We start from the raw sequence: 14,518 nt of genomic DNA, 5'->3' as shown, positions 1-14,518 counted from the left end.
TTCATCCGGGCTACATAGGCCCAAGCATGGCCGATGATTCCCAGCAGATCCTTCCCGAAGTTCGCCTGGTCAAACCCGGGGAAACCCATCGCCTATGCCGCTGCGGGCACTCGCCCGACATGCCCAACTGCACGCCCGGCTGCGTGCAGTCTCTGATTCTGCGCCCCGAGCGGGAGCAGCGCCTTTTGTTATGCCGCTGTAGCCGATCCGCAAACCTGCCTTATTGCGACGGTAGCCACAGCCCTCCGGCCACTGGTCTGGCCGACAAATGGCGGCGCTTTTTCAGCGGTCGCTGAGAACGCCACGCCCTTCGCCTGAGTCGAAAGCAGCGAATCGTTTTAATGCTGCGTATGGATTTGTGCGGGCGACCTCAAGACAACTCCATGTCAAAGTGACATCATATTGGCGTCATGGCTTGTCTGTTGTTCGGTTGCCCATCTGCGGAGAACTTGATGTACAAACTGTGTTTCTACGTGCCGGAAGCCCATCTGGAGCCGGTGAAAAAGGCGGTGTTCGCAGCTGGAGGCGGGCGCATCGGCCGTTATGACAGTTGCTGCTGGCAGGTGCTGGGCCAAGGCCAGTTCCGTGCTCTGGAAGGTAGCCAGCCGTTCATCGGGCAGGTCGGCAGCGTCGAGCAGGTTGCCGAATGGAAGGTGGAAATGGTCGTTGCCGACGAGCTGATCCATGACGCCGTCAAGGCGCTGAAGAAGAGCCATCCCTACGAAACGCCTGCCTTCGACGTCTGGCGTTTGTCCGATCTGCAATTCTGAATCGCTTCAGACAAGGCCTGCAACGCGATCCCTGCTGGCAGCCCCGTCCCGGGGCTAAGCCTTTCGCCTGTGCGTGGCTCAGGTTCGGTGCACTTTCAAGGTTTGGGTTCAGGGCCTGATTTCGATCAGCGTCCCATCCTTGACCAGGCTCCAGACCTCGCGCATGTCGTCGTTCTTCATGGCGATGCAGCCTTCGGTCCAGTCGAGGGTGTGGAAAAACCACTCGGGATATTCCTCATCCAGCGGCGTGCCGTGGATCATGATCATGCTGCCCGGCGGCACCCCGGCTTCCCTGGCCTTGGCCAGGTCGCGGGCGTTGGGGTAGGAGATGTGCAGCGACAGTTGGTACTTGTCGCTCGGCTTGCGCCAGTCGATCCAGTAGAGACCTTCCGGTGTGCGCAGATCGCCTTCGCGCTGCTTGGCGCCGCTGGGTTGTTTGCCCAGGGAAATGCGGTAGGACTTGATGGTCTCGCCGCGTTGTTGCAAATGCAGTGTGCGCTCGCCCTTGAGCACCAGCACCTTGTCCACGCTACGGCTGCTGCTCGCGGCTGTGGTGCTGGCCAGGGCGTTGAAGCTGATAGTCAGGCAAAGCAGGGGCAACAACCAACGCATCGGGAACGTCCGCAAGGCTCAACGAGGTGTGTAATGGGTACGCAGCGCTTCGAGTGGCTCATTGCGTACCGGAAAGAGATTCTGCCGACGGTCGGCGAAGAAGCATTCTAAGGTACGGCCAATGGTCGGGAAAGCCAGCTCTGACCAGGGGATCTGCGCTTCCTCGAACAGCCGCACCTCCAGGCTCTCTTCACCCACGGCGAAATCCAGATCGACCAGTTCGGCGCGGAACATCATGTACACCTGGCTGATGTGCGGCAGGTCGAACAGGGTGTAGAGGCTGAGGTCGCGCACACGGGCACAGGCTTCTTCGAGGGTTTCGCGGGCGGCGGCCTGCTCGATGGTCTCACCGTTTTCCATGAAGCCGGCCGGCAATGTCCAGTAGCCGCGGCGTGGCTCGATGGCACGGCGACACAGCAGCACCTGGTCGCGCCACACGGGCAGGCAGCCGGCGACGATACGCGGGTTTTCGTAATGCACGGTGGCACAGTGAGCGCAGACATGGCGCATGCGATTGTCGCCCGCCGGGATCATGCGCGTGACGGGGTTGCCGCACTGGCTGCAGAATTTCATGCCCGCTCCTCTTTTTCTGGCGTTATCTTGGCCGGCTGAGAGGTGGCCGGCAAGCCCGCTATTGCGGCCGGCCTGTCCTGTCGTCGGGGTTGGGCGCCCGCCTGCTTTCATGCCATGATGCCTGGCAAAACAAGACACCGAGTATGCCCATGCTGGACGACTTGCTCCATCGTGTGCGCGGCTACAGCCCGCGTCTCCTGGAGACCGAGCGCAGCTTCCCCGAAGCGGCGGTGCTGGTCCCGATTACCCGCAGTGATGAGCCTGAGCTGGTGCTGACCCTGCGCGCCAGCGGTTTGTCGACCCATGGCGGCGAGGTCGCCTTTCCCGGAGGCCGGCGCGACCCGGAAGATCGCGATCTGGTGCATACCGCGCTGCGCGAAGCCGAGGAGGAGATCGGTCTGCCGCCGGGACTGGTCGAGGTGGTTGGGCCGCTCAGCAGCCTGGTGTCACGCCACGGCATTCAGGTCACGCCCTACGTCGGGCTGGTGCCGGATTACGTCGAGTACAAGGCCAATGATGCGGAGATCGCCTCGGTATTCTCGGTGCCGCTGGAGTTCTTTCGCAGCGACCCGCGCGAGATGACCCATCGCATCGACTACCTCGGGCGCAGCTGGTACGTGCCGTCCTACACCTATGGCGAATACCGCATCTGGGGCCTGACCGCGATCATGGTGGTGGAACTGGTCAACCTGCTCTTCGATGATGCGCAGATTGCCCTGCACCAGCCGCCCGAACACTTCATACACCTGCGCTGACAGCGCCGAGGACTGACGAGCATGAAATACCGCCTGGGAAGCTCCCGTGTCGACGCCCATCCCGAGAGCTGGGTCGCGCCAAGTGCCGACCTGATCGGCAAGGTTCGCCTGGAGGCCGGTGCCAGCGTCTGGTTCGGCGCCGTGCTGCGCGGCGACAACGAACTGATCCACATCGGCGAGAACAGCAATGTGCAGGACGGCAGCGTAATGCACACCGACATGGGGTTTCCGCTGACCCTGGGCAAGGGCGTCACCGTGGGTCACAACGTGATGATGCATGGTTGCACGGTGGACGATTACAGCCTGATCGGCATCAATGCGGTGATCCTCAACGGCGCCAGGATCGGCAAGTACTGCATCATCGGCGCCAACAGCCTGATCCCCGAAGGCAAGGTGATTCCCGATGGCAGCCTGGTCATGGGCAGCCCCGGCAAGGTGGTGCGCGAGCTGACCGAGGCGCAGAAGAAGATGCTGGAGGCCAGCGCCGCTCATTACGTTCATAATGCGCAGCGCTATTCCCGTGAGCTGGTACCTGATGACGATGAGTGATGTAGAAAAACCGCTGCGTTCGCCCTGCGTGCATGTCTGCGCGCTGGATGAGCAGGATGTCTGCATTGGCTGTCAGCGTACCGCCGCCGAAATCACCCGTTGGGGCCGCATGGACAATGCCGAGCGCCGCGAGGTACTGCAACGCTGCCTGGAGCGCGCCCGCGCTTCCGGTCTCTTAATGACTTCCTGATTCACTGTTCGAGGAACACTCATGCCCCGTATTGGAACCCCTCTGTCGTCCTCCGCGACCCGTGTACTGCTGTGTGGCTGCGGCGAGCTCGGCAAGGAAGTGGTGATCGAGCTGCAGCGCCTGGGCTGCGAAGTTATCGCCGTCGACCGTTACGCCAATGCGCCGGCCATGCAGGTGGCTCACCGCAGTCACGTCATCGACATGCTCGATGGTGCGGCCCTGCGTGCAGTGATCGAAAAGGAGCGGCCGCACTACATCGTGCCCGAGATCGAGGCCATCGCCACCGCCACCCTGGTCGAACTGGAAGCCGAAGGCTTCAACGTGGTGCCGACCGCGCGTGCCGCGCAGCTGACCATGAACCGCGAAGGCATTCGTCGCCTGGCGGCCGAGGAACTGGGCCTGCCGACCTCGCCGTACCACTTCTCCGACACCTTCGAGGACTACGCCGCAGCGGTGAAATCCGTCGGCTACCCCTGTGTGGTCAAGCCGATCATGAGTTCTTCCGGCAAGGGTCAGAGCGTGCTCAAGAGCGACGCCGACCTGCAGCGTGCCTGGGACTATGCCCAGGAAGGTGGCCGCGCTGGCAAGGGCCGGGTGATCGTCGAGGGCTTCATCGACTTCGACTACGAAATCACCCTGCTCACCGTGCGCCATGTCGGCGGCACCAGCTTCTGCGCGCCGATTGGCCATCGCCAGGAGAACGGCGACTACCAGGAGTCCTGGCAGCCGCAAGCCATGAGCCCGAACGCGCTGGCCGAGTCCGAGCGCGTGGCGCTGGCGGTGACCGAGGCGCTGGGCGGGCGTGGCCTGTTCGGTGTGGAGCTGTTCGTCAAGGGCGATCAGGTCTGGTTCAGCGAAGTCTCGCCGCGTCCGCACGACACCGGCCTGGTAACGCTGATTTCTCAGGAACTGTCCGAGTTCGCCCTGCATGCGCGTGCCATTCTCGGCCTGCCGATTCCGGCGATCCGCCAGATGGGCCCGTCCGCGTCGGCGGTGATTCTGGTGGAGGGCAATTCGCAGCAGGCCAGCTTCGCCAACCTCGGCGCCGCACTGAGCGAGGCCGACACCGCGCTGCGTCTGTTCGGCAAGCCCGAGGTCAAGGGCCAGCGCCGCATGGGCGTGGCGCTGGCGCGTGACGAATCCATCGAAGCGGCTCGCGCCAAGGCGCTGCGCAGCGCGCAAGCGGTTCGCGTCCAGTTGTGAGTCGGCATGCGCTGTGGTGGCTGGCGACTGTGCCACTGCTGCCATTGGCGCTGCCTCTGGCCCTGCACACCCGGCGCACGGCATTGCGCCTGCCGGTTGCGCAGGGTGAGCCAAGCGGCATCGCTGCCGCGCATCTACCGGGTGAGCCGTTTCGTCTGCTGCTGATCGGTGAATCGACCGTGGCGGGTGTCGGGGTCACGCACTTCGATCAGTCGCTGGCGAATTGTCTGGCAGTCGCCCTGGCCGAGCGCTTGGGGCGGCCGGTACGCTGGCGCGCCTGTGGCGAGAATGGCATCACCGCCGCCGAGGCGCATGAGCGCCTGTTGCCGCTGGCATTGGCGGAGCCGGCCGACCTGGCGCTGCTGGTGTTCGGCGTCAATGACACCACGCATCTCACGCCGAGCAAGCGCTGGCTGCAGGCGCTCGCCGCGATGGCCGATGCATTGGGTGAGCGGGGTTGTCGCGTGGTGTTCAGCGGCGTGCCGCCTTTGCAGCATTTCAGCGCCTTGCCCTGGTTGCTGCGGCAGTTGATGGGCTGGCGGGCCAGCTTGCTGGATCGTGAGCTGCAGAGCCTGGCGCAACGGCTGGGCGCGCTGCACTGCGTGCTGGACCTGCCGTTCGAGGCACATTATCTCGCCGAGGATGGCTATCACCCGTCGGCATTGGGTTATCGGCAATGGGCTGCAGGCCTGGCCGAGCGCCTCACTGCGGCGCTGTTGCGTCCGCTTTGACCTTTTCCACCTGCCAGACGCGCACGCTCTTCACCCGGTTTTCCGCCGCCTGGAGAATCTCCAGGCGGTAGGGGCCGATCTTCAGGCAGACACTGCTGTCAGGGATGCTCTCCAGCGCTTCGGTGATCAGACCGTTGAGGGTCTTGGGACCGTCGCTGGGCAAGTGCCAGCCGAGGGTCTTGTTCACTTCGCGAATGTAGGCGGCGCCGTCGATGACCAGGGTGCCGTCTTCCTGCGGGTGGATATCCGGGCTGCGCAGGCTGTCCTGGTTGCTGAAGTCGCCGACGATCTCTTCGAGGATGTCTTCCAGGGTGACGATGCCGATCACGTCGCCATATTCGTCGACGACGATGCCGATGCGCCGCTTCTGCTTCTGGAAGTTGATCAGCTGGGTCGCCAGGGGCGTGTTTTCCGGGATGAAGTAAGGCTCGTTGCAGGCGGCCAGCAACGTGTCCTTGGTCAGTTGGTTGTGGCTCAGCAGGCGGGCGATCTGGCGCATGTGCACCACGCCTTCGATCTGGTTGATGTCGCCACGAAACACCGGCAGGCGTGTGTGCGAGGTGCTGCGCAACTGACCGATGATGATTTCCAGGTCGTCGTCGAGATCGATGCCGGTCACTTCGTTGCGCGGAATCATGATGTCGTCGACCGTGACCCGTTCAAGGTCGAGGATGCTCAGCAGCATGCTCTGGCGATTCAGCGGTAGCTCCGAACCCGATTCGCGCACCACGCTGCGCAGCTCTTCGGTGGACAGGCTGTCGCTGGCGCGCTGTGCCGGGTCGACGCCCAGCAGGCGCAGCAGGCCGTTGCTGATCGCGCTGGTCAGCCACACCACCGGATAGAGTATGCGCAGCAGCAGGCTGAGCACACGGCTGGCGGGGAAGGCCACCAGTTCCGGGCGCAGAGCGGCCAGGGTCTTGGGCGTGATTTCGCCGAAGATCAACACGATGATGGTCAGGCCCGCCGTGGCGATGGCGATGCCGGCTTCGCCCCAGAGGTCCACCGCCAGCACCGTGGCGATGGAGGCAGCGAGAATGTTGACCACGTTGTTGCCGACCAGGATGGTGCCGAGCAGGCGGTCCGGGCGCTCGAGCAGGCGGATGACGCGCTTGGCGCCGCTGTGCCCTTCCTTGGCCAGATGCTTGAGCCGGTAGCGGTTGAGGCTGAGCATGCCGGTCTCGGAGCTGGAGAAGAACGCCGAGCAGAGAATCAGGAAAATCAGCAGGCCGAGTAGGTAGCTCGAATGAATGTCGTCCACGACGTCCGTCTCAGATGTGCAGGATGAATTCGCGTACCAGCTTGCTGCCGAAGTACGCCAGCATCAGCAGGCAGAACCCGGCGAGGGTCCAGCGAATGGCCTTGTGGCCGCGCCAGCCGAGTTGGTGGCGCCCCCACAGCAGAACGGCGAAAACCACCCAGGCGAAGCAGGAAAGGATGGTCTTGTGTGCCAGGTGCTGGGCAAACAGATCATCGATGTACAGCGCGCCGGACAGCAGCGACAGCGACAAGAGCAGCCAGCCGGCGAAGAGGAAGCCGAACAGCAGGCTTTCCATGGTCTGCAGCGGTGGAAAGTTGCGGATCAGCCCCGACGGGTGCTTGTGCTTGAGCTGATGGTCCTGCAGCAGCAACAGGATCGACTGGAACACGGCGATGGTGAGCATGCCGTAGGCCATGATCGAGAACAGGATGTGGGCGAGGATGCCGGGGTGTTCGTTGATCGGGTTGATGGTGCCGCTGGGCATGAATTCCGCAGCCAGGACCGTCAGTGTGCCGAGAGGGAACAGGAGCAGCAGCAGGTTTTCCACCGGGATGCGCAGGCAGGCCAGCAGAATCAGGCCGATGACTGCGCAGGCGATCAGGCTGGCGGCATTGAAGAAGTCCAGGTTGAGGCCGTGCGCGTCATACAGCTGGTAGAACAGGCTGATGCCGTGCAGGCACAGGGCGAACACGCCAAGTGACGCCAGCAGGCGTTTGTCGGGGATGCTGCGCTGAGTGAGGCGCAGACCTTGGTAAGCGGCAGCGCCGGCGTAGAGGAGTGCGGCGGCGAGGCTGGGCAACAGAGGGTGCATAAATCCGTGTAAGGCGGGCCCGAAAGGCGCTGAGTGTGGCACAGAAGGGCGTCAGCACGAAAGACTGCCGGCGGTGTCGGCAGCTCGGCGACTTCGCTATAATCCGCCGCCTGTCGCACACCCGGCGCGCCGGACGCACCTATCAAAGGAACGCGCATGTTCGAAAATCTTACCGATCGCCTGTCCCAGACGCTGCGTAACGTCACGGGCAAGGCCAAGCTGACCGAAGACAATATCAAGGATACGCTGCGCGAAGTGCGCATGGCCCTGCTCGAGGCCGACGTGGCCCTGCCGGTGGTCAAGGACTTCGTCGGCAAGGTCAAGGATCGTGCCGTTGGCACTGAGGTGTCCAAGAGCCTGACCCCGGGACAGGCTTTCGTGAAGATCGTCCGCGCCGAGCTGGAAGAGCTGATGGGCGCGGCCAACGAAGATCTGGCACTCAATGCAGCGCCGCCTGCCGTGGTGCTGATGGCGGGTCTGCAGGGCGCGGGCAAGACCACCACCGCCGGCAAACTGGCCAAGTTCCTCAAGGAGCGCAAGAAGAAATCGGTGCTGCTGGTGTCGGCTGACGTTTACCGTCCGGCGGCAATCAAGCAGTTGGAAACCCTGGCGGGCGATCTCGGGGTGACCTTCTTCCCCTCCGACGCCAGCCAGAAGCCGGTGGATATCGCCAATGCAGCGATCCGCGAAGCCAAGCTGAAGTTCATCGACGTGGTCATCCTCGATACCGCCGGTCGTCTGGCCGTGGATACCGAGATGATGGCCGAGATCCAGGCGCTGCATGCTGCGGTCAACCCGGTCGAAACGCTGTTCGTGGTCGATGCCATGACCGGCCAGGATGCCGCCAACACGGCCAAGGCGTTCGGCGAGGCGTTGCCGCTGACCGGTGTGGTGCTGACCAAGGTCGACGGTGATGCGCGTGGCGGTGCGGCCTTGTCCGTACGCCACATTACCGGCAAGCCGATCAAGTTCATCGGCATGGGCGAGAAGAGTGACGCGCTCGAGCCCTTCCACCCGGATCGTATCGCCTCGCGCATTCTCGGCATGGGCGATGTGCTCAGCCTGATCGAACAGGCCGAGCAGACCCTCGATCGCGAGAAGGCCGAGAAGCTCACCAAGAAGCTGAAGAAGGGCAAGGGCTTCGATCTCGAAGACTTCCGTGATCAGTTGCAGCAGATGAAGAACATGGGCGGTCTCGGCGGCCTGATGGACAAGCTGCCGTCCATCGGTGGCGTCAACCTGTCGCAGATGGGCAGCGCCCAGGGCGCGGCCGAGAAGCAGTTCAAGCAGATGGAGGCGATCATCAACTCGATGACGCCGGCCGAGCGCCGCGACCCGGACATCATCAGTGGCTCGCGCAAGCGTCGCATCGCGCTGGGCTCCGGTACCCAGGTGCAGGACATTGGTCGGCTGATCAAGCAGCACAAGCAGATGCAGAAGATGATGAAGAAATTCACCGCCAAGGGCGGTATGGCCAAGATGATGCGCGGCATGGGCGGTATGCTGCCCGGCGGCGGTGGCATGCCGAAATTCTAGGCAAAGCAGCCACAAGCCAGGAGCTTCAAGCCGCAAGAAAGAGCTGCAGTCTGGAAATCTGCTTTTACTTGTAGCTTGTGGCTTGAAGCTTGCCGCTTTTGCTCATAGAATATGCGGCCTTTCGGGCCCAGGCCCATTTTTAATGTGTGCCTCAAGTTAGCACCGACTATAGGAACGATGTTCACATGGTAACCATCCGTCTTGCTCGTGGCGGCTCCAAAAAGCGCCCCTTCTACCACCTGACCGTGACCAACAGCCGCAATGCGCGCGATGGTCGTTTCGTCGAGCGTATCGGTTTCTTCAACCCGATCGCTGCCGGTGGCGAAGTGCGTCTTTCCGTCGACCAAGAGCGTGCGACCTACTGGCTGGGCCAGGGCGCTCAGCCGTCTGAGCGTGTTGCTCAGCTGCTCAAGGAAGCTGCCAAGGCTGCTGCCTAAGCATCTTTATGAGTACGACGCCGGCCGTCGCCGAGGATTTGATCGTTCTCGGCAAGATTGTTTCGGTGCACGGCGTCAAGGGTGAAGTGAAGGTGTACTCCTTTACCGATCCCATCGATAACGTGCTCGATTACCGCCACTGGACGCTCAAGCGTGACGGTGAGGTAAAGAAAGTGGAACTGGCCAGCGGCCGCCTTCAGGGCAAGGTGCTGGTAGCCAAGTTGAAGGGTCTGGATGATCGGGAGATCGCGCGTACCTACGCCGGTTTCGAGATCTGCGTGCCGCGTAGCGAGCTGCCGGACCTGGAAGATGGCGAGTTCTACTGGTACCAGTTACAGGGCTTGAAGGTCATTGATCAGACAGAGCAACTGCTCGGTGTGGTCGACCACTTGTTCGAAACCGGTGCCAACGATGTGATGGTGGTCAAGCCCTGCGCGGGCAGTCTGGATGATCGCGAGCGTCTGCTGCCCTATACGGATCAGTGCGTGCTCTCTATCGATCTGGCAGCCGGCGAGATGCGGGTCGACTGGGATGCGGATTTCTAAGGCTCATGCGCGTAGAAGTCATCACCCTGTTCCCGGAAATGTTTGCCGCCATCGGCGAGTACGGCATCACCAGTCGTGCGGTCAAGCAGGAGCTGCTCAAGCTCAATTGCTGGAACCCGCGAGACTACACGACCGATCGTCACCATACGGTGGATGACCGCCCTTTCGGCGGTGGTCCGGGGATGGTGATGAAGATCAAGCCTCTCGAGGATGCCTTGGCCAGTGCCAAGCAAGCTGCGGGAGAGACGGCGAAGGTGATCTACCTGTCGCCGCAGGGGCGTCGCCTGAATCAGGCTGCGGTCCGCGAGCTGGCGCAGGAGCATGCACTGATCCTGATTGCCGGTCGTTATGAAGGCATCGACGAGCGTTTCATCGAAACGCATGTCGATGAGGAATGGTCGATTGGCGACTACGTCCTGTCCGGCGGTGAGCTGCCGGCCATGGTGCTGATCGATGCGGTGACGCGCCTTTTGCCTGGTGCATTGGGTCATGCCGATTCGGCCGAGGAGGACTCCTTTACGGATGGCCTGCTCGACTGCCCGCACTACACCCGCCCGGAGGTGTATGCGGATAAACGTGTTCCCGAAGTGTTGCTGAGTGGCAACCACGAACACATCCGGCGCTGGCGTTTGCAGCAGTCCCTTGGTAGGACCTGGGAACGTCGCGCTGATCTTCTGGATAGCCGCTCGCTTTCTGGAGAAGAGAAAAAGCTGCTGGAGGAATACATCCGCCAGCGGGACGATAGTTAACGTATCGATGGCAGGCCGGGAGGCTTGTCTTAGGAGCGCAGCATGACCAACAAGATTATCCAGATGCTCGAAGCCGAGCAGATGAACAAAGAAATCCCGACTTTCGCCCCAGGCGACACCGTAGTCGTTCAGGTGAAAGTGAAGGAAGGCGACCGTCAGCGTCTGCAGGCCTTCGAAGGCGTCGTTATCGCCAAGCGTAACCGCGGCCTGAACAGCGCATTCACCGTGCGCAAGATCTCCAGCGGTGTTGGCGTCGAGCGTACCTTCCAGACCTACTCGCCGCTGGTCGACAGCCTGAGCGTCAAGCGTCGCGGTGACGTGCGCAAAGCCAAGCTGTACTACCTGCGCGATCTGTCCGGCAAAGCCGCACGCATCAAGGAAAAGCTGTCCTAAGTTCGGACGCTTTTCTGACAAAAGCAGCCTTCGGGCTGCTTTTGTCGTTTCTGGCTTCCAGTAATCATGAGTGGCAGTGACATGACTCCAAGAGAGCAAGAGATTCAGCGGCGCATTGTGCTGTCGGAAACCCGCGTGACCAAGGCGGTGTTTCCGCCGACCACCAATCATCACAACACCCTGTTCGGCGGCACCGCGCTGGCCTGGATGGACGAAGTGTCGTTCATCGCTGCCACGCGTTTCTGCCGTTTGCCGCTGGTGACGGTGTCCAGTGATCGCATCGATTTCAAGCATGCGATACCGGCCGGCTCCATCGTCGAGTTGATCGGGCGGGTGATCAAGGTCGGCAACACCAGCCTCAAGGTAGAAGTCGAGGTGTTCGTCGAGGGGCTGTATCAGGAGGGACGCGAGCGGGCGATCAGCGGCAGCTTCAGCTTCGTTGCCGTCGATGACCAGCAAAAGCCCGTGCCGGTCTTGCCGGGCTTCGATCAGTAGTCAGCCTGCGTCTCGGGGCGCAAGCTGACTGTCAGGCTGGTCGCTCGGGCACTCATGTGGCGGCGGGGGCTTCCTGCGCACTGGGCTCGCTGGCTGGTTCTTCCGTTTCGATCAGTGCCATCAATGTCCAGCCGGTACCAGGCGTGAAGCTCAGAGGTTGCGTGGCGATATGCAGCCACCCATTCGGTGCGCGAGCCAGCAGCAGTGTGGCTCGTTTGCCGTAGAGCGCGTTGTAGGCATTCCAGTCGAAGGTCTGGGTCAGGGTGGTGCTGCGTACTTCGTCGCCGCGCGCCAGGCGGCTGGCGAACTGCGGAAAGCTCAGTGGCTGTCCGCCCAGCGGCAACCCGCGTACCTCGTCACTGCTGCGGTGCTTGTCGCTGCGCCTGCCGTCGGCGCTGGTGGGCAGGGTAAAGCGCCGGTTACCGGGGAAGTCGTGACGAAAATGCATGCAGGCCAGAGCATTGAGTTCTGCCGAGGGGGTCAGTGCCAGCAGGTGGCCCAGGCCGACCAGATCCAGGTGCGCCTCGGCATGTTGCGAGGTCGGGTTGCCGAAGAAGGTGGGCAGGCCGGACATGCGTGCAGCGCGGATGTTTTCCCAGCTGGAATCGGTCAGCAGGACCTGGCTGCCCAGGCCCTGGATGGCTTTGCCCAGCGCTCGCGCGACCGGGTTCGCACCGACGATCAGAAAACCGCTGGGTGAGGGTTCGGCGACCTTGAGCAGTCGCGCCAGAGGCCGTGCCGTCGCGCTCTGCAGGACCACGGTGCCGATGATGACCAGAAAGGTCAGCGGCACCAGCAGGTGGGCCTGTTCATTGCCCTGTTGCTCCAGGCGCAGGGCGAAGATCGCCGAGACCGCAGCAGCGACGATGCCACGGGGTGCGATCCAGGCCAGAAGGGCGCGCTCGCGCCAGTTGAGGCTGGAGCCCAGGGTGCAGACGGCGATATTCAGTGGGCGTGCGATCAGCTGGATGACCGCGAGCAAGGCCAGCGTTGCCGGGCCCAGTGCCAGCAGCGCCTGCAGGTCCAGGCGGGCGGCGAGGATGATGAACAGGCCGGAGATCAGCAGCACGCTGAGGTTTTCCTTGAAGTGCAGGATCGGCCTGATGTCCACGCCGCGCATGTTGGCCAGCCACATGCCCATGACCGTCACGGCGAGCAGGCCGGATTCATGCACCATCAGGTTGGCGGCGATGAAGATTCCCAGCACTGCAGCGAGGGACGCGAAATTATGCAGGTATTCCGGCAGCCAGCGTCGCCGCAGGACGATGCCGAAGGCCCAGCCCGCACCCGCGCCGAGCAGGCTGCCGCAAGCGATCACCGCAGCGAAGGTACTCAGGCTCTCGCTCAGGGCGTTGCCTTCTGCGTAACTGACGATGAAGGCGAAGGTCACCACTGCCAGCAGCGCACCGATGGGATCGATGACGATGCCCTCCCAGCGCAGGATGTTCGCCACCGCCGAGGTGGGGCGGACCACGCGCAGCATCGGGGCGATCACGGTGGGGCCGGTGACCAGGGTGAGCGTGCCGAACAGCAGTGCCAGGTCCCAGGAGAACCCCAGCAGATAATGACTGGCGACGGTGATTACCGCCCAGGTCAGCAGTGCGCCGATGGTCACCAGGCGCTGCACCACCCTGCCGATCTCGCGCCACTCCGACAGATGCAGGGTCAGGCTGCCTTCGAACAGGATCAGCGCCACGGCCAGGGAAATGAACGGGAACAGCAATGGGCCGAACAGCTCCTGCGGATCGAGCAGGCCCAGCAGCGGGCCGGCGAGAATGCCACCGAACAGCAGGAACAGGATGGCTGGCAGGCGCAGGCGCCAGGCCAGCCATTGACTGGCCAGGGCCAGCAGGCCGATGCCGCCCAGGCTCAGCAGGATGTGGGTCTCGCTCATTGGATCTCCCTATCGCGGTGGGGCTGTGGAAAACTAGCCATCATATTTCGTCATGGACCCTCGATGGCAACGTTAACTCATCCTCTGATCGAGCGCTTCCTCGAAGCGCTGTGGTTGGAAAAGGGGCTCTCCGCCCACACCCAGGCCGCCTATCGCAGTGATCTGGAACACTTCAATGCCTGGCTCGATGGGCGCGGTCTGGCCCTGCAGCATATCGGCCGTGACGCCATTCTCGATCACCTGGCCTGGCGTCTCGAGCAGGGGTATCAGGCGCGCTCCACTGCGCGTTTTCTCTCAGGGGTGCGTGGTTTCTACCGCTTTCTGCTGCGCGAAACGCTGATCAGCGAAGACCCGACCCTGCAGATCGAGTTGCCGCAGATCGGCCGGCCACTGCCCAAGTCGTTGTCTGAAGTGGATGTCGAAGCGCTGCTGCAGGCGCCGGACCTGGATGACCCCATCGGCCTGCGTGATCGCGCCATGCTCGAGGTGCTCTATGCCTGCGGTTTGCGGGTCAGTGAGTTGGTTGGGCTGACCTTGGAGCAGGTCAACCTGCGCCAGGGCGTGCTGCGGGTGTTCGGCAAGGGCAGCAAGGAGCGTCTGGTGCCATTGGGTGAAGAGGCCATTGCCTGGATCGAGCGCTACACGCGTGAGGCGCGTCCGCTGTTACTGGGCGGCAAGCCCAGCGATGTGCTGTTTCCCAGTCTGCGTGGCGAGCAGATGACGCGGCAGACCTTCTGGCATCGCATCAAGCATCAGGCGCAGGTCGCAGGCATCAGCAAGGCGCTGTCGCCGCACACGCTGCGCCACGCCTTCGCGACTCATTTGCTCAATCACGGCGCCGATCTGCGTGTGGTGCAGATGTTGCTGGGCCACAGCGACCTGTCCACCACGCAGATCTACACCCACATCGCTCGCGCTCGTCTGCAGGAGTTGCATGCGCAGCACCATCCGCGCGGCTGACTGGCCATGAACGAAACCCCGCCACCGTTGCCGGTGGCGGGGTTCGTGCTTTTCGCG

General features: G+C 62.8%; 19 protein-coding genes. 14 read left to right on the top strand and 5 right to left on the bottom strand.

Annotated features, from left to right (window positions below; all coding sequences use genetic code 11):
- The first annotated feature begins 26 nt into the window (after positions 1–26).
- On the top strand, positions 27–296 hold the full coding sequence (locus ACN0X6_RS11930; protein ID WP_417704142.1) for a CDGSH iron-sulfur domain-containing protein: 270 nt from the start codon (positions 27–29) through the stop codon (positions 294–296).
- A 156-nt stretch (positions 297–452) separates the two neighbouring features.
- Positions 453–770: a YqfO family protein gene (locus tag ACN0X6_RS11925; RefSeq protein WP_090432029.1), complete on the top strand. Its 318-nt coding sequence runs from the start codon at positions 453–455 to the stop codon at positions 768–770.
- A gap of 108 nt (positions 771–878) precedes the next feature.
- Here the strand turns inward: ACN0X6_RS11925 and ACN0X6_RS11920 are convergent, their stop codons facing one another.
- Together ACN0X6_RS11920 and ACN0X6_RS11915 are read right to left on the bottom strand one after the other, a co-directional pair.
- Positions 879–1,382: a L,D-transpeptidase family protein gene (locus tag ACN0X6_RS11920; RefSeq protein ID WP_417704140.1), complete on the bottom strand. Its 504-nt coding sequence runs from the start codon at positions 1,380–1,382 to the stop codon at positions 879–881.
- An 18-nt stretch (positions 1,383–1,400) separates the two neighbouring features.
- Positions 1,401–1,955 (bottom strand): NUDIX hydrolase, encoded by a 555-nt coding sequence (locus ACN0X6_RS11915; protein WP_417704139.1) that lies wholly within the window; start codon positions 1,953–1,955, stop codon positions 1,401–1,403.
- A 149-nt stretch (positions 1,956–2,104) separates the two neighbouring features.
- On the opposite strand from ACN0X6_RS11915, the gene ACN0X6_RS11910 reads away from it, so the two are divergent.
- Genes ACN0X6_RS11910 through ACN0X6_RS11890 form a run of 5 tightly spaced genes read left to right on the top strand, consistent with a single transcriptional unit; the run spans position 2,105 to position 5,383 of the window.
- Positions 2,105–2,710, top strand: a complete 606-nt coding sequence (locus ACN0X6_RS11910) for a CoA pyrophosphatase (protein WP_417704137.1) — start codon at positions 2,105–2,107, stop codon at positions 2,708–2,710.
- A 21-nt stretch (positions 2,711–2,731) separates the two neighbouring features.
- Positions 2,732–3,259, top strand: coding sequence for a gamma carbonic anhydrase family protein (locus tag ACN0X6_RS11905; RefSeq protein WP_280076135.1), 528 nt, complete (start codon positions 2,732–2,734; stop codon positions 3,257–3,259).
- On the top strand, positions 3,252–3,449 hold the full coding sequence (locus tag ACN0X6_RS11900) for a DUF1289 domain-containing protein (RefSeq protein ID WP_280076134.1): 198 nt from the start codon (positions 3,252–3,254) through the stop codon (positions 3,447–3,449). Before ACN0X6_RS11905 ends, ACN0X6_RS11900 begins: the two co-directional genes overlap by 8 nt.
- Positions 3,450–3,470: 21 nt before the next feature.
- A complete protein-coding gene (purT, locus tag ACN0X6_RS11895) occupies positions 3,471–4,652 on the top strand; it encodes a formate-dependent phosphoribosylglycinamide formyltransferase (protein WP_417704134.1) in 1,182 nt (393 codons plus the stop codon).
- A complete protein-coding gene (locus ACN0X6_RS11890; RefSeq protein WP_417704133.1) occupies positions 4,649–5,383 on the top strand; it encodes an SGNH/GDSL hydrolase family protein in 735 nt (244 codons plus the stop codon). The genes purT and ACN0X6_RS11890 overlap by 4 nt, the downstream gene beginning before the upstream one ends.
- Here the strand turns inward: ACN0X6_RS11890 and ACN0X6_RS11885 are convergent.
- On the bottom strand, positions 5,355–6,641 hold the full coding sequence (locus ACN0X6_RS11885; RefSeq protein WP_417704131.1) for an HlyC/CorC family transporter: 1,287 nt from the start codon (positions 6,639–6,641) through the stop codon (positions 5,355–5,357). The genes ACN0X6_RS11890 and ACN0X6_RS11885 overlap by 29 nt on opposite strands.
- A gap of 10 nt (positions 6,642–6,651) precedes the next feature.
- Positions 6,652–7,452 (bottom strand): cytochrome C assembly family protein, encoded by an 801-nt coding sequence (locus ACN0X6_RS11880; RefSeq protein ID WP_196476755.1) that lies wholly within the window; start codon positions 7,450–7,452, stop codon positions 6,652–6,654.
- A gap of 156 nt (positions 7,453–7,608) precedes the next feature.
- Between ACN0X6_RS11880 and ffh the strand changes: the two genes are divergently transcribed.
- From ffh to ACN0X6_RS11850, 6 genes are all read left to right on the top strand, one after another.
- Entirely contained in the window at positions 7,609–8,988 is a 1,380-nt protein-coding gene (ffh, locus tag ACN0X6_RS11875; protein ID WP_074682308.1) for a signal recognition particle protein, read from the top strand.
- Between the two features lie 185 nt (positions 8,989–9,173).
- Entirely contained in the window at positions 9,174–9,425 is a 252-nt protein-coding gene (gene rpsP, locus ACN0X6_RS11870) for a 30S ribosomal protein S16 (RefSeq protein ID WP_003246162.1), read from the top strand.
- Between the two features lie 8 nt (positions 9,426–9,433).
- On the top strand, positions 9,434–9,970 hold the full coding sequence (gene rimM / locus ACN0X6_RS11865) for a ribosome maturation factor RimM (protein WP_417704130.1): 537 nt from the start codon (positions 9,434–9,436) through the stop codon (positions 9,968–9,970).
- A gap of 5 nt (positions 9,971–9,975) precedes the next feature.
- Entirely contained in the window at positions 9,976–10,719 is a 744-nt protein-coding gene (gene trmD / locus ACN0X6_RS11860) for a tRNA (guanosine(37)-N1)-methyltransferase TrmD (protein ID WP_417704128.1), read from the top strand.
- Positions 10,720–10,761: 42 nt separating this feature from the next.
- Complete coding sequence (rplS, locus tag ACN0X6_RS11855) at positions 10,762–11,112, top strand: 50S ribosomal protein L19 (protein ID WP_003246155.1); 351 nt, start codon at positions 10,762–10,764, stop codon at positions 11,110–11,112.
- An 81-nt stretch (positions 11,113–11,193) separates the two neighbouring features.
- Positions 11,194–11,607 (top strand): acyl-CoA thioesterase, encoded by a 414-nt coding sequence (locus tag ACN0X6_RS11850; protein ID WP_160016606.1) that lies wholly within the window; start codon positions 11,194–11,196, stop codon positions 11,605–11,607.
- Positions 11,608–11,659: 52 nt separating this feature from the next.
- Here the strand turns inward: ACN0X6_RS11850 and ACN0X6_RS11845 are convergent, their stop codons facing one another.
- Positions 11,660–13,501 carry a cation:proton antiporter gene (locus ACN0X6_RS11845; RefSeq protein WP_417704126.1) on the bottom strand — a complete coding sequence of 614 codons (1,842 nt, stop codon included), beginning with the start codon at positions 13,499–13,501 and terminating at the stop codon, positions 11,660–11,662.
- A gap of 63 nt (positions 13,502–13,564) precedes the next feature.
- On the opposite strand from ACN0X6_RS11845, the gene xerD reads away from it, so the two are divergent.
- Positions 13,565–14,461 carry a site-specific tyrosine recombinase XerD gene (gene xerD / locus ACN0X6_RS11840; protein WP_417704124.1) on the top strand — a complete coding sequence of 299 codons (897 nt, stop codon included), beginning with the start codon at positions 13,565–13,567 and terminating at the stop codon, positions 14,459–14,461.
- Positions 14,462–14,518: the final 57 nt, after the last annotated feature.

Origin of the sequence: Pseudomonas sp., from assembly GCF_048269965.1 — a bacterium.
Lineage (GTDB): Bacteria > Pseudomonadota > Gammaproteobacteria > Pseudomonadales > Pseudomonadaceae > Aquipseudomonas.
This window is presented reverse-complemented; position numbering and strand designations above follow the sequence as displayed.

Coding starts and splice junctions, on each gene's coding strand:
- ACN0X6_RS11915 (WP_417704139.1), bottom strand. CDS start 1,955: ATGAAATTCTGCAGCCAGTGCGGCAACCCCGTCACGCGCATGATCCCG.
- rimM (WP_417704130.1), top strand. CDS start 9,434: ATGAGTACGACGCCGGCCGTCGCCGAGGATTTGATCGTTCTCGGCAAG.
- ACN0X6_RS11905 (WP_280076135.1), top strand. CDS start 2,732: ATGAAATACCGCCTGGGAAGCTCCCGTGTCGACGCCCATCCCGAGAGC.
- purT (WP_417704134.1), top strand. CDS start 3,471: ATGCCCCGTATTGGAACCCCTCTGTCGTCCTCCGCGACCCGTGTACTG.
- ACN0X6_RS11880 (WP_196476755.1), bottom strand. CDS start 7,452: ATGCACCCTCTGTTGCCCAGCCTCGCCGCCGCACTCCTCTACGCCGGC.
- ACN0X6_RS11845 (WP_417704126.1), bottom strand. CDS start 13,501: ATGAGCGAGACCCACATCCTGCTGAGCCTGGGCGGCATCGGCCTGCTG.
- ffh (WP_074682308.1), top strand. CDS start 7,609: ATGTTCGAAAATCTTACCGATCGCCTGTCCCAGACGCTGCGTAACGTC.
- ACN0X6_RS11850 (WP_160016606.1), top strand. CDS start 11,194: ATGACTCCAAGAGAGCAAGAGATTCAGCGGCGCATTGTGCTGTCGGAA.
- rpsP (WP_003246162.1), top strand. CDS start 9,174: ATGGTAACCATCCGTCTTGCTCGTGGCGGCTCCAAAAAGCGCCCCTTC.
- ACN0X6_RS11910 (WP_417704137.1), top strand. CDS start 2,105: ATGCTGGACGACTTGCTCCATCGTGTGCGCGGCTACAGCCCGCGTCTC.
- ACN0X6_RS11900 (WP_280076134.1), top strand. CDS start 3,252: ATGAGTGATGTAGAAAAACCGCTGCGTTCGCCCTGCGTGCATGTCTGC.
- ACN0X6_RS11920 (WP_417704140.1), bottom strand. CDS start 1,382: ATGCGTTGGTTGTTGCCCCTGCTTTGCCTGACTATCAGCTTCAACGCC.
- ACN0X6_RS11925 (WP_090432029.1), top strand. CDS start 453: ATGTACAAACTGTGTTTCTACGTGCCGGAAGCCCATCTGGAGCCGGTG.
- trmD (WP_417704128.1), top strand. CDS start 9,976: ATGCGCGTAGAAGTCATCACCCTGTTCCCGGAAATGTTTGCCGCCATC.
- xerD (WP_417704124.1), top strand. CDS start 13,565: ATGGCAACGTTAACTCATCCTCTGATCGAGCGCTTCCTCGAAGCGCTG.
- rplS (WP_003246155.1), top strand. CDS start 10,762: ATGACCAACAAGATTATCCAGATGCTCGAAGCCGAGCAGATGAACAAA.
- ACN0X6_RS11930 (WP_417704142.1), top strand. CDS start 27: ATGGCCGATGATTCCCAGCAGATCCTTCCCGAAGTTCGCCTGGTCAAA.